General features: G+C 27.7%; 12 protein-coding genes. 9 read left to right on the top strand and 3 right to left on the bottom strand.

Annotated features, from left to right (window positions below):
• Window positions 1-379: 379 nt before the first annotated feature.
• From BUA19_RS08865 to BUA19_RS08875, 3 genes are read left to right on the top strand one after another with little or no spacing between them, the layout of a single operon-like run.
• Window positions 380-1,945 carry an ABC transporter substrate-binding protein gene (locus BUA19_RS08865; RefSeq protein ID WP_072725736.1) on the top strand — a complete coding sequence of 522 codons (1,566 nt, stop codon included), beginning with the start codon at window positions 380-382 and terminating at the stop codon, window positions 1,943-1,945.
• On the top strand, window positions 1,915-2,913 hold the full coding sequence (locus tag BUA19_RS08870; RefSeq protein ID WP_242939271.1) for an ABC transporter permease: 999 nt from the start codon (window positions 1,915-1,917) through the stop codon (window positions 2,911-2,913). The genes BUA19_RS08865 and BUA19_RS08870 overlap by 31 nt, the downstream gene beginning before the upstream one ends.
• A gap of 1 nt (window position 2,914) precedes the next feature.
• Window positions 2,915-3,805, top strand: coding sequence for an ABC transporter permease (locus BUA19_RS08875; protein ID WP_084602018.1), 891 nt, complete (start codon window positions 2,915-2,917; stop codon window positions 3,803-3,805).
• A gap of 243 nt (window positions 3,806-4,048) precedes the next feature.
• On the opposite strand, the gene BUA19_RS08880 is transcribed toward BUA19_RS08875, so the two are convergent.
• On the bottom strand, window positions 4,049-4,387 hold the full coding sequence (locus BUA19_RS08880; RefSeq protein ID WP_072725740.1) for a YlbF family regulator: 339 nt from the start codon (window positions 4,385-4,387) through the stop codon (window positions 4,049-4,051).
• Window positions 4,388-4,524: 137 nt separating this feature from the next.
• Between BUA19_RS08880 and BUA19_RS08885 the strand changes: the two genes are divergently transcribed.
• Window positions 4,525-4,953: a hypothetical protein gene (locus tag BUA19_RS08885; RefSeq protein WP_072725741.1), complete on the top strand. Its 429-nt coding sequence runs from the start codon at window positions 4,525-4,527 to the stop codon at window positions 4,951-4,953.
• Window positions 4,954-5,062: 109 nt separating this feature from the next.
• Window positions 5,063-7,414 carry a Lon protease family protein gene (locus tag BUA19_RS08890; RefSeq protein ID WP_072725743.1) on the top strand — a complete coding sequence of 784 codons (2,352 nt, stop codon included), beginning with the start codon at window positions 5,063-5,065 and terminating at the stop codon, window positions 7,412-7,414.
• Between the two features lies 1 nt (window position 7,415).
• Here BUA19_RS08890 and BUA19_RS08895 read toward each other — a convergent pair whose 3' ends face one another.
• Window positions 7,416-7,982, bottom strand: a complete 567-nt coding sequence (locus tag BUA19_RS08895; protein WP_084602019.1) for a 5-formyltetrahydrofolate cyclo-ligase — start codon at window positions 7,980-7,982, stop codon at window positions 7,416-7,418.
• A gap of 151 nt (window positions 7,983-8,133) precedes the next feature.
• Between BUA19_RS08895 and ftsE the strand changes: the two genes are divergently transcribed.
• From ftsE to BUA19_RS08915, 4 genes are all read left to right on the top strand, one after another.
• Window positions 8,134-8,820 (top strand): cell division ATP-binding protein FtsE, encoded by a 687-nt coding sequence (gene ftsE / locus BUA19_RS08900; protein ID WP_072725747.1) that lies wholly within the window; start codon window positions 8,134-8,136, stop codon window positions 8,818-8,820.
• Window positions 8,810-9,700 (top strand): permease-like cell division protein FtsX, encoded by an 891-nt coding sequence (gene ftsX / locus BUA19_RS08905; protein WP_084602020.1) that lies wholly within the window; start codon window positions 8,810-8,812, stop codon window positions 9,698-9,700. Before ftsE ends, ftsX begins: the two co-directional genes overlap by 11 nt.
• Window positions 9,701-9,733: 33 nt before the next feature.
• Window positions 9,734-10,861 (top strand): murein hydrolase activator EnvC family protein, encoded by a 1,128-nt coding sequence (locus BUA19_RS08910; RefSeq protein WP_072725751.1) that lies wholly within the window; start codon window positions 9,734-9,736, stop codon window positions 10,859-10,861.
• 75 nt (window positions 10,862-10,936) lie between these two features.
• A complete protein-coding gene (locus BUA19_RS08915) occupies window positions 10,937-12,091 on the top strand; it encodes a S41 family peptidase (RefSeq protein ID WP_072725753.1) in 1,155 nt (384 codons plus the stop codon).
• Window positions 12,092-12,124: 33 nt separating this feature from the next.
• On the opposite strand, the gene BUA19_RS08920 is transcribed toward BUA19_RS08915, so the two are convergent.
• Window positions 12,125-12,364: a hypothetical protein gene (locus tag BUA19_RS08920; RefSeq protein ID WP_072725755.1), complete on the bottom strand. Its 240-nt coding sequence runs from the start codon at window positions 12,362-12,364 to the stop codon at window positions 12,125-12,127.
• Window positions 12,365-12,567: the final 203 nt, after the last annotated feature.

A 12,567-nucleotide genomic window follows, 5' to 3' on the forward strand; every position in this document is an offset into this window, starting at 1 on the left:
GTATAAAATTATTATGAGACATGAGAAATCACTCCTTTTATGATTTTTTTGTGGTGATTAAATTATAACTAAGTGATTCTCTCTTGTCTCGTTTTTTTATACAAAAAATTAGTGTTAGTTTTCACCAACACTAAATATTATAGACCCTAATTTTAAAGGTATAAGCTTGAGCTTATACCTTTAATTGTATAATTATGACAAAAAAGGTTTACATCTAGGATAATATGTGGTAATATTTAGCTGGGAAATAAATAACAAGGTATTAATCATGAAGGTTTTTATCTTGATGAATGTCAGCCATGAAGGCATTAAGTCTATTTAGAGACTGTGCTTTTGTGGCTTTTTTTATTAATTACAAAAGGGAAAGGGAGATGAACTTATGAAAAAGAGATTTTTAGTTTTAGTTCTTTCAATTGCGATGATTGTTGCATTAACTACAGGATGCAGTAGCACTAATAATAAAGCTGAAGAAAAAGAAGGAACTAAAGAAAAAACGTTAATTTATGGAAGTGCAGCAGATTATACGAGAATAAATCCTGCACTTGATGAGCATGCAGAAATACATAAATTGATATTTACAGGTCTTACAAAGCATAATGAAAAAAATGAAGTAGTTCCGGATCTTGCTGAAAGCTGGAATTTTGATGAAAGTACTAATACATATACTTTTAAACTTAAAAAAGGGGTAAAATGGCATGATGGAAAGGAATTTACAGCTGATGATGTGAAATTTACAATAGAGGCTATTAAAGATCCTAAAAATAATTCGGAAATTGCTACAAACTACGAAGAGATAAAAGATGTAGAAGTAGTTGATAAATATACTGTAAAACTTCATTTAGATAAGCCGTGTGTACCTATACTTGATTATTTAAGTGTTGGAATGCTTCCAAAACATTTATTAGAAGGAAAGGATTTAAATAATGATTCATTTAATCAAAATCCAATAGGGACAGGACCTTATAAATTGGATAAATGGGAAATGGGACAATATATACAGTTAAAAGCAAATGAAGATTATTACAATGGAAAGCCGAAAATAGATAAAGTAGTATTTAAAATAATATTAGATGAAAAAACGAGAGCTATGCAGTTGAAATCTGGAGAAATAGATTTAGCTCAGCTTGAACCAAAAGATATTAGTGTATTTGATGATGTAGAGGGAATAAAGTTGTACAAAGAAAAAACTGCAGATTACAGGGGAGTAATGTATAATTTTAGAAAAGATTTATTTAAAGATAAAGCTGTTATAAAAGCTTTAAGTTATGCAGTTAACAGACAAGAGATAGTTGATAGTGTGCTTAATGGAATGGGTAAAGTAGCTTATTCTCCACTTCAAATGGGACCTTACAATAATGAAAATGTTGAAAAGTATAAATTTAATATTGAAAAAGCAAAGCAAATATTAACTGAAGATGGATGGAAATTAGGAACTGATGGAATACTTGAGAAAAATGGTAAAAAGTTATCTTTTAAGTTGACGTGTTTTGAAGGGGATCCAGTCAGAATAAATATGGCTAATGTAGTAAGTCAGCAGTTTAAACAAATAGGAGTAGATGCTAAAGTAGATATACAATCTGAAATTGATTGGGATAATTTGGATGCTTTCTTAATAGGATGGGGTAGTCCATTTGATCCAGATGATCATACATATAAAGTATTTCACAGTTCTCAAATAGAAACTGGAATGAATTTAAATGCATATTCAAATTCAAAAGTTGATGAACTTTTATATAAAGCGAGAACTACACTTAAAGATGAAGAAAGAAAAGTATATTATATGGAATTTCAAAAAGAATTGGCGTTAGATCCTCCATTTACATTTTTAGCATATATAGATGCTGTATATGGAGCTAAAGAAAATATAGTTGGAATTAAAGATACTGTATTAGGTCATCACGGTGTAGGTTTCTTATGGAATATAGAAGAGTGGGATATTCAATAATGAGTAGATTTATTGTAAAAAAAATTAAACAAACTGTAATAACAATTTTTATATTATCCCTTGGAGTGTTTATGATTTCCCATTTAGCTCCAGGGGATCCTCTTGTTTCTGTATATGGAGATGGAGTTGAAAGGCTTTCAAGTGAAGCGAGAATGAATGTTATTAAAAATTTAGGTCTTGATAAGCCTTTAATTTACCAATATGCTATTTGGATTAAAAATGCTTTAAAAGGGGATTTAGGATATTCATATAAATATAAAATGCCTGTTAAAGATGTGATAAAAATTCATTTTTTTAATACATTTTGTTTAATGGGGTTTTCTATTTTATTTATATTATTATTATCTGTAAGTTTAGGATTAATTACTGCATTAAATGAAGGTAAATTATTGGATAGGATTATAACTAGATTTAGTACTCTGCTTTATTGTATACCTGGTTTTTGGATTAGTTTAATTTTGATATTGGTATTTTGTACTAATCTAAAGATTTTTCCATCTTCTGGAGTATACGATATAGGAAAGGAAGATGATATTTTAAATAGGCTATATCATTTAATACTTCCGTTAACAGTTATAGTAATAGGACATTTAGGATATTATTCAAATTTTGTAAGAAATAAAATTTTAGAGGAATTAAAAGAGGATTATATAATACTTGCTAGAGCCAAGGGGCTTTCTAAATTTGAAATAATATTGAAACATCCTTTAAAAAAAGTGATGCCGTCAATTATTATATTAATGTCTTTATCTCTTAGTCATTTAATTGCGGGAGGTTTTGTAGTAGAGTATATATTTTCGTATTCTGGGATTGGAAAATTAGTGTTTGAATCTGCAAAATATCACGATTATCCATTGCTTATGGGTACTGTAATTTTAACTGGAATTATAGTTGTATTGGGAAGTTTAATATCGGATATTCTTTCAAGTTTAATAGACCCAAGATTAAAAGAGAAGGGGATGGATTAAAATGGATTTTACTCCTATAGGTGTTTTGAGAGAAAATAAGAAAGAAGACAAAAAAATATGGTCTTTTAAAAAACTAAATTTAAAACAAAATATATTTATCTCTCCACTTGTTTTATTTATAATAACACTTTTATGTATATTAGCACCTTTAATTACTCATGTAGATCCAACGTATATGGAGTTGTCTAAGGTGTTTGTATCTCCATGTAGAGAAAATATATTTGGAACAGATCATCTAGGAAGAGATATATTTTCGAGAGTTTTATATGGAGGAAGAATATCTATTACTATAGGAGTATTGTCTATGATTATATCTACAGTGTTTGGAGTAATTTATGGAAGTGTAAGTGGATATTTTGGAGGAATTATAGATGATTATATGATGAGATTTATAGATATTATGATTAGTATTCCTTCGTTGCTTGTTATGACATTAATTCAATCTATACTTCAAAGTAATAAAGTAGGCAGTATAGTGCTTGTAATAGCTGTAACTAGTTGGATGAATATAGCTAAAATTGTGAGAAGTGAAGTGTTAGAATTAAAACAAAGAGAATTTGTACTTGCGTCTAAGGTTATGGGAGCTGATTTTATTCATATAACAAAAAAACATCTTATACCTAATTTTATTCCAGCTATTATTTATATGTCTACTGTGAATTCTGCAAATGCAATTATGGCAGAAACTACATTGAGTTTTTTAGGGTTAGGACTTCCGGTAGAAGTTCCTTCTTGGGGAAGTATGTTAATGGATGCGCAAAATAGTATTCTTTTAAATAAATGGTGGGTAGCGTTATTTCCTGGAGTGTTTATGGTAGCTACAATATTTGGTATAACGAATGTAGGAGAGTATATAAGAGTTAAAAATAATAAGAAATTTAATAATATATAAAATATTAAAATCAGTATAAAACACTTGATTATTCTGAAAATATATGATATTATATTAACGAAAATAAAAATAATAATTTAAAATAAAGCCATGAAGGTTTTTGAGAATTGAATTCTCGATGCTTCATGGTTTATTTTATTTGTAACCCCTTATCAGTATATTTATGATACCTCTAAAATATAGATTTTAAATAAACTCATAATTCTCAATGGCCCTCCAAAAATAGGGCTTATTTTTTTGTAGTTATTTAGAGTTTAATTTTGACTCTATTGAATTGTTTATTTCTTCAAATACTCTATACATCATGTCGTTGAAATCTTTTGTCGATTTTAAAAATATATTTACTTCTTTTATTTGAGATAGATTTTGAAATTTTCTATTGAGTTCGTTAAGTTTAAATTGAATATCTTTTTGAGTTTTTTTTGAACTGTATATTTCCATTTGTTTTTTTCTAAAATCATCTACTTTTTTCTTTAAATCTTTATTTTTATCAATAGCTGCTTTGGCTTTTTTTAGCTGTTTAAATTCACTTGTGTTTATAATAGAATCGATAAATTCTTTGGTTTTTATTTTCCCACTCATTAAAAACACTCCTTTAAAATAATATACAATATTATATTCGAGAAAATTTTATATGTTACTGATTTTTATATTTTTTTCTTCTAATGTTAAGTAAGTGTTCATATAATTAATGTATAAAGATTGGGAGGTGATACTGTTTGAATATCAAATGGAATACTAAAGCTGTGCTGTATAGTATAATAGCATTAATACTTGTAATTGGGGGATTTTTAGTAGTACCTAAATTTCTAGGAGAAAAAGGAGAACCTGTTGAATTTACGCTGGTTGAAAGAGATGAGATACCTGAAAAAATTTTAGATGTAATGCAAAAATATGTGGATGAAGAAAGGGCATTAGCGTGTAAAATACAGGATAAAATATATGTAATAGCAACAAGAGGAGAGAGAAAAGATTATGGAGTAGAAATAGAAAAAATAGAGATGGTAAAAGATGAAGATAAAGTTACAATGAAGGTTTATTCTGTCTATAAAAAACCTGAAAATTCTCATCCGTACATAGTCGTAGAAACTAACTTAAAAGAACTTCCTGATAGAGTAGAATTAATAAGTAGAGTTGAAGAAGAATAACATAAAAGGCTGCTGATAAGATATGTCAGCAGCTTTTATGTTTGGGTATAAGGTTATTTTATATTTTTTTGGGTAAAATAAAATATAAAATAATTAAAGGGGGATAATTATGGATTTTAAAGTTTCTATTGATAATTTGAAAAAAAGGTGTAATTTAGATAATTTTGACTTTAATACAACAGAAGATTTAAATCCGTTAAAAGGAATTATTGGACAAGAAAGAGCAGTTCATGCCATGGATTTTGGTCTTAAGATGAAAAAAAGGGGATACAACATATATGTTTCAGGACTTAGTGGAACAGGAAGAAGAAGTTATACTTATTCTTTAATTGAAAAAATAGCAAAGTATAAAAGAGATAATAAAGATTTTGTATATGTGTATAATTTTAAAATTCCAAATGAGCCAATAGCTTTAGTGTTTGAAGCTGGAGATGGAAAAGAGTTTAAAAAAGATGTAGAAGAAATGGTGGAAAAGCTCAAGGGAGAAATTCCTAAGATCTTTGAATCAAAAGAATATGAGGAAAAAAATGCATATATAGTAGAACGATATGAACAAATGACTCAAAGGGTAATAAAGGAATTAAATGAATTTGCAGAAAAGAGGGGATTTACTTTTCAAATAACTCAAAGAGGGTTAGTGAGTATTCCGCTAAAAGAAGATAATACTCCTATGCTTGATGAAGAATATAAAAATCTTTCATCTCAACAACTCAGTGATATAAGAGAAAAAGCAAATGAATTGAATAAGGATATAACTGATTATATAAATAAGATGAAGGGATTAGAAGAAGAGTTTAAAAATAAGTTATCTGATTTGGATAAACAAGTGGGGGAAGCTGTTGTAGATTTTTATGTACAGTACTTGATAGATAAATATGGATATAATGAAAAAATATTAACTTATCTTCATGATATGAAAGAAGATATTGTTGAACATATATCTAAATTTAAAAAAAATGAAAGTGAAGAAAAAAATATGTTCTCTTTTTTGCAAAAAGACGATAATAAATTTTTTTTAAGGTATAAAGTGAATTTGTTTATAGATAATAGTGAATTAAAAGGGGCTAGTGTTGTAAATGAAACTAATCCTACTTATTATAATTTGACAGGAATGATAGAGTACAAAAATGAAATAGGTGTTCTTACTACTAGTTTTTTAGAGATAAAGCCTGGAGCTATTCATAAAGCTAATGGAGGTTTTTTGATATTAAATGTTAATGACTTGTTTTCTCATCCATTTGCTTGGCAGGCTCTTAAAAGGACATTAAAAACAGGAAAAGTAACAATAGAAACATTAAATAAGCAATACGGTTATATAGTTACATCTTCATTAAAACCTGAACCTATAGATATAGATGTAAAAGTTATATTAATAGGAGATAGTTATACTTATAATTTTTTGTATTCATTTGATGAAGATTTTAGAAAATTATTTAAGATAATGGCTGATTTTGATGTTGAAATAAATAGAGATGAAGAAAATTTGTATAAAATAGCTAGATTTATAGCAACTCATTGTGAAAAAGAAGGATTAAAGCATTTTGATAAAGGTGCAATTGAAAAAGTAATAGAGTACAGTTCTAGGATTTGCGAAAACAAAGAAAAATTGAGTGCTAGGTTTAATCAAATAGTTGATATATTATATGAAGCAGATGCATTGAGTGATGAAAATTCAAAATATGTAACAAGTGTAGATGTTCAAAAGGCGATAGAAGGAAAAAGATATAGGAATAATAAATATGAAGAGAAATTAAATGAAATGTTTAAGGATGGAACTTTAATTATTGATATAGAAGGAGAAAAAGTTGGACAAATAAATGGACTTGCTGTAATGGGAACTGGTGAATATTCATTTGGAAAGCCATCTAGAATAACGGCATCGACATATAAAGGAAAAAAAGGGATTATAAATATAGAAAGGGAGATAAAACAAAGTGGAAATATTCACGATAAGGGAGTTTTGATATTAAGTGGGTATTTAGGTGAAAGATATGGTAAAGAAAGGGCTCTTTCTTTAAATACTTCTATAACTTTTGAACAAAATTATTCTGGTGTAGATGGAGATAGTGCATCGAGCACGGAATTATATGCAATAATTTCGAGTATTGCCAATATTCCTATAAAGCAGTATATAGCAGTTACAGGTTCGGTAAGTCAAAAGGGAGAAATACAACCAATTGGTGGAGTTAATGAAAAAATAGAAGGATTTTTTGATGTTTGCAAATTAAAAGGGCTTACGGGAAAGCAAGGGGTTATGATTCCAAGTCAAAATGTGAAAAATTTGATGCTTAAAGATGAAGTTATTAAAGCTGTTGAGAAAGGTGAATTTCATATATATGCAATATCACGAATAGAAGAAGGGCTTGAAATTTTAACAGGACTTTCCATAAGTGAGATTGATAAAAGGGTAAATGATTCTTTAGAAAAGTTAACTAAGGATGATGATAAGAAGGATAATTAAGTTAAATCTTAATTATCCTTTTTTCTGTTACTATGTAATTTAGTTTTGCATCATGTTCTTCTTTTGGTATATTATTAAATACTTGGAGTTCAAATGCTATTCCAATTGTTTTAGCATCTTTTCTTAAGGTTTTTAAAAATCTATCGTAGTATCCTCCTCCGTATCCTAATCTATAACCGTTTATATCATAGGCAACTGCAGGAACTATAACAATATCTATTTCGTTGTTATTTACAGGTCTTATGTATTCTTGTTTTGGTTCTCTTATACCGTATGTTCCTATTTTTACTTCTTTTTGTATGTCTTTTATTTCGGATAATAAAAGTTTTTTTTCTGATACTACACTTATGGGAACGACGACTTTTTTTCCATTTGATATTAAATAATTAATAATATCATCTGTTTTTACTTCATTATTGAAATCGAGGTATGCCATAATGGTATTGGCATTTTTTATTTCGTTTAATGATATTAGATTTTCGAATATTTTTTTTGATTTTTTCAATATTAAATCGTTATTTTGTTCTTTTCTTATTTTTAGTACATTTTTCCTAAATTCTTTTTTCACTGTATTTATCTCCTTTCTCATTTTTGTTTAATTTAGACAAAACAAGATAAAAATCCTTTAATTTGGATTTTGTTCTGTTAATTGAAGTTTGGGTATATTTCTTGTTATAATATAGTAGTCGGATTTTAAATATATGACTGGAGTTGATATAGTGATAGAATTTAAGGATGTAAATAAGAGTTATAAAAATGGTAAAGTAGCGCTTTCTAATATAAATTTAAAAATAGATAAAGGGGAGTTTGTGTTTTTAGTAGGATCTTCTGGAGCTGGAAAATCTACATTTATTAAATTACTGTTAAAAGAGAAAGAAGTAACTACTGGAAAGATAATAATAGAAGGGCAAGATATTACGAAAATTCCTAGAAGAAAAATTCCTCAATTTAGAAGAAATATAGGAGTTGTATTTCAAGATTTTAGATTGCTTCCAAATAAAACTGTTTATGAAAATGTAGCATTTGCCATGGAGATAATAGGTCAAAGCAGTAAAAATATAAGAAGGAGAGTTCCTTTTATACTTGGTATGGTAGGTTTAAGTGATAAAGCTAAATTTTATCCGCATGAGCTTTCTGGAGGAGAACAGCAAAGGGTAAGTATAGCTAGAGCCATAGTTAATAAACCTTCTCTTTTAATTGCAGATGAACCTACTGGAAATTTAGATCCATCTACTGCAAAGGAAATAATGAATCTTCTTATGGATATAAATAGAAGAGGGACAACTATAATAATGGCTACCCATGCAAAAGATTTAGTCGATAAAATGAGAAAAAGGGTTATTGCACTTGATAAAGGAAAAGTAGTAAAGGATGAAGAAAGGGGAACTTATAATTATGATAAATAGCATAATGTACAATATAAAGGAAGGTGTTAAAGGGGTAGTTAGAAATCCCACCATGGCAGTTGTATCAATAGGGTCTGTTGCTGCATCTTTATTTATACTTGGAATTATATTTAGTATAGTTTTAAATGTGAATAATTTTACTATGCTTATTCAAAATCAATTTGATAAGGTACAGGTTTATTTAGAAAAAGATTTGTCTTCGCAGGATATATTTAATTTAAAAAATCAAATTGAGGAAATTGATGGTGTGAAGGATGTAACTTTTGAATCTAAAGAAGATGCACTGAATAAAATGAAAAAAAGATGGGGTAAAGAATCTTATCTTTTAGAGGGATTAGATAATCCTCTTCAAAATTCTTATATAATAGAAGTTGAGGAGTTGGAAGATATAGGTAAGGTTGCAGAAAAATTGAAAAAATTTAACGGAATAGAAGACGTAAGATATTATAGAGATGTAGTTAAAAAACTTATGAAGTTTTCTGATTTAGTAAAAACTTCGGGTATTTTTATAATTGTATTGCTTGCTTCTTTATCTTTGTTTATAATTTCAAATACAATAAAATTAGCACTTCATTCTAGAAAAAAAGAGATAAATATAATGAAATATATAGGGGCTACAGATTGGTTTATAAGAGGACCTTTTATAATAGAAGGTATAATACTTGGAGGTTTAGGAGCTTTACTTGCATTATGTGTTACTTATTTTGGATATGATTATTTTTATAATAAATTTAGTGTACCTTCTTACTCTGTATTTTCGATTTATATTTTGCCTATTTCTAGTATAGTAGATAGTTTGTTTTTAATATTTATGGTAATGGGAATAGGTATAGGAATAATAGGTAGTATTATATCTTTAAGAAGGTATTTAAAAGTTTAATTTTTTTTAAAGCTGAGGCAAAGGAGGGAAGGGATGAGGAAAATAGTTTTTGTTTTGTCAGTTTTAATGGTATTTACTTCATTTAATGTATTTGCAGATAATTTATCTGATTATCAAAAGAAATTGAATGATGCAAAAAAAAGCATGAATAATATAAATAAGGCGTTAAATGAAAATAAACAAGCTCAAAAAAGTGTTCAACAAAAGATTAATAAATTAAGTACTCAAATAGGTGAAAAAGAAAATAGTATTAAAAAACTTCAATCGGAATTAAACAAAACTAAAAGTGAAATACAAAAAACTACGAAAGAAATAGAAAAATTAGAAAATAAAATTAAAGAAAATGAAGAACTTTTAGGAAAAAGACTTAGAGTAATGTATAAGACATCTAATATCAGCTATATTGAGATTTTATTGAATTCAAAAGATATATCGGAATTTCTTTCAAATTTGGATATGATTAAAAAAATTGTAAATTACGATAAAAATTTATTGGCAGAACTTGAAGAAGATAAAAAAGTTGTAGAGTATAAAAAGCAAGAACTTGTAAATAAGGAAAATAGAATGGTTTCTTTAAAAAGAGAAATAGAATTTGAAAAGGGTAGACTTGTTGTTTCAAGAGGAGAGAAAATCAGGTTAAAACAACAATTAAAATTAGATCAAATTAAAATGGAAAGGGATATAGATGAACTTAACAGGTATGCTAAATCTTTAGAAACTCAAATTAAAAAATTACAATCAAAAGGTGATTATATAGGTGGAATAATGGCTTGGCCAGTTCCAGGAAGAACTAGGATTTCATCTCCTTTTGGTATGAGGTATCACCCTATTTTAAAGAAAAAGAAAATGCATACAGGTATAGATATTCCAGCACCAGTGGGAACGAATATAGTAGCTGCTAATGATGGTAAAGTTATTAGTGCTGGGTGGCTTGGTGGATATGGAAAAGCTGTTATTATTGACCATGGCGGTGGAATAGTAACTCTTTATGGCCATAATTCTAAGCTTTTAGTTTCTGAAGGGGACAAAGTAAAAAGAGGACAAGTTATAGCAAAAGCTGGTTCTACGGGAAATTCAACTGGTCCACATCTTCATTTTGAAGTTAGAAAAGATGGAAAATACGTTAATCCTTTGCCATGGGTTAAATCAAAAAAAAGGTAACAATTCTTTATTCGTTATAAAAAGTATATATTAAACATATAATATTTATAGATTTTTCAAAAGGAGATGTAGTTTATGATATCTAAAAAAAAGGCTATTATTTGGGGGAGTATATTGGTTTTAATTACCTCTCTTATAACTGTAAATGTTCAATTGGTATTAGGAGATAGGGTATTAGTTTCAAGAGAAGTTTTTGATGAATATAACAAATTTTCTAAAATGTATTCATTAAAAAAAGTAATAGAAAAAAACTATTATACAAAAGTAAAAGAGGAAGATTTGGTAAATGGAGCTATTAAAGGATTATTTGAAGGTCTTAATGATCCATATTCTCAGTATATGACAAAAGAAGAATTTAAAGATTTAATGGAATATACTGAGGGATCTTATAGTGGAATAGGTGTAATTGTTACACCTGGAGAAGATGGATTTATTACAGTGGTATCTGCTATAGAAGATACACCGGGATTTAGAGCAGGTATTAAACCTGGAGATAAAATAGTAAAGGTCAACGGAAAAAATGTTACAGCTAAAGAGATGGATAAAGCTGTATCTATGATGAAGGGTAAAGCTAAAACAAAAGTTACACTAACTATTGCAAGAGAAAATAAAAAAACTTTTGATTTGACTATAAAAAGAGAAAAAATAAGACTTAAAACAGTTAAGTCTCAAGTTCTTGAAGATAATATAGGATATATAAGAATAACAATGTTTGATAAAAAAACTGCCGATGATTTTAAACAAAATTTAAAAGAGTTACAGTCTAAGAATATCAAAGGATTGATTATAGATTTAAGAGATAATCCTGGAGGACTTTTAGATCAATGTAAAGAAATAGCAGACGAATTGTTAGGTGAAGGGATTATAGTTTATACAAAGGATAATAAGGGAAATAAGGAATATTTAAAATCTGATTCTAATAAAATAGATATTCCTCTTGCGTTGCTTGTAAACGAAGGTTCTGCTTCAGCATCTGAAATTTTATCTGGAGCTGTAAGAGATAATAAAGCTGGAGTTCTTATTGGAACTACTACATTTGGCAAAGGATTAGTTCAAACCGTAAAAGATCTTAGAGATGGAACAGGATTTAAATTGACAATAGCTCAGTATTTTACTCCAAATGGAGAATATATACATGGAAAAGGAATAAAGCCTGATATAGTAGTTGAAAAAGTGGAAGATCAACTTCCAAAAGCAATAGAATATATTAAAAGTAAAATAGGACAATAAAAAATGGCTGTAGCACAGCCATTTTTTATTGTCTTAACATGGATTAGAGTGAAAATATTCTATGTGTTTTATATTTTTCTTTTTAACTTCTTTATACTGCCATCTTCTTTCACAAGGATCCCATCTACATAAATAACAATATTCTCTATCGTATTTTTTTATATATGCTAAATAATTGAAACCATTTTTATGATATACATATGCAAATTTGTTAATTTTTTTTCTGTAAGTATAGTCTTCAGCTTCTATTGTATTTGAAAAATAATCATACATATAATTCACTCCTTAGAATAATTAAATTTTCTTGCAATATATTTTATTAAAAATCATATTAAATGTGATTTTTGAAATGAAAATTTTTAAAATAAAAAAAAGACTTCCAGGGTGATGGATGGAAGTCTTTGAAATGAGGTGTTGCGTAATTGTCTGTTCATTAATATTATCGGATATTTATATAGGATATTTAATGTAATTTT

The organism is Tepidibacter thalassicus DSM 15285 (assembly GCF_900129915.1).
Classification (GTDB): domain Bacteria; phylum Bacillota; class Clostridia; order Peptostreptococcales; family Peptostreptococcaceae; genus Tepidibacter; species Tepidibacter thalassicus.

What these genes read in the sequence shown, in the direction of transcription:
- BUA19_RS08865 (WP_072725736.1), top strand. Translation starts at nt 380, where the DNA reads ATGAAAAAGAGATTTTTAGTTTTAGTTCTTTCAATTGCGATGATTGTT.
- BUA19_RS08870 (WP_242939271.1), top strand. Translation starts at nt 1,915, where the DNA reads ATGGAATATAGAAGAGTGGGATATTCAATAATGAGTAGATTTATTGTA.
- BUA19_RS08875 (WP_084602018.1), top strand. Translation starts at nt 2,915, where the DNA reads ATGGATTTTACTCCTATAGGTGTTTTGAGAGAAAATAAGAAAGAAGAC.
- BUA19_RS08880 (WP_072725740.1), bottom strand. Translation starts at nt 4,387, where the DNA reads ATGAGTGGGAAAATAAAAACCAAAGAATTTATCGATTCTATTATAAAC.
- BUA19_RS08890 (WP_072725743.1), top strand. Translation starts at nt 5,063, where the DNA reads ATGGATTTTAAAGTTTCTATTGATAATTTGAAAAAAAGGTGTAATTTA.
- ftsX (WP_084602020.1), top strand. Translation starts at nt 8,810, where the DNA reads ATGATAAATAGCATAATGTACAATATAAAGGAAGGTGTTAAAGGGGTA.
- BUA19_RS08910 (WP_072725751.1), top strand. Translation starts at nt 9,734, where the DNA reads ATGAGGAAAATAGTTTTTGTTTTGTCAGTTTTAATGGTATTTACTTCA.
- BUA19_RS08915 (WP_072725753.1), top strand. Translation starts at nt 10,937, where the DNA reads ATGATATCTAAAAAAAAGGCTATTATTTGGGGGAGTATATTGGTTTTA.
- BUA19_RS08920 (WP_072725755.1), bottom strand. Translation starts at nt 12,364, where the DNA reads ATGTATGATTATTTTTCAAATACAATAGAAGCTGAAGACTATACTTAC.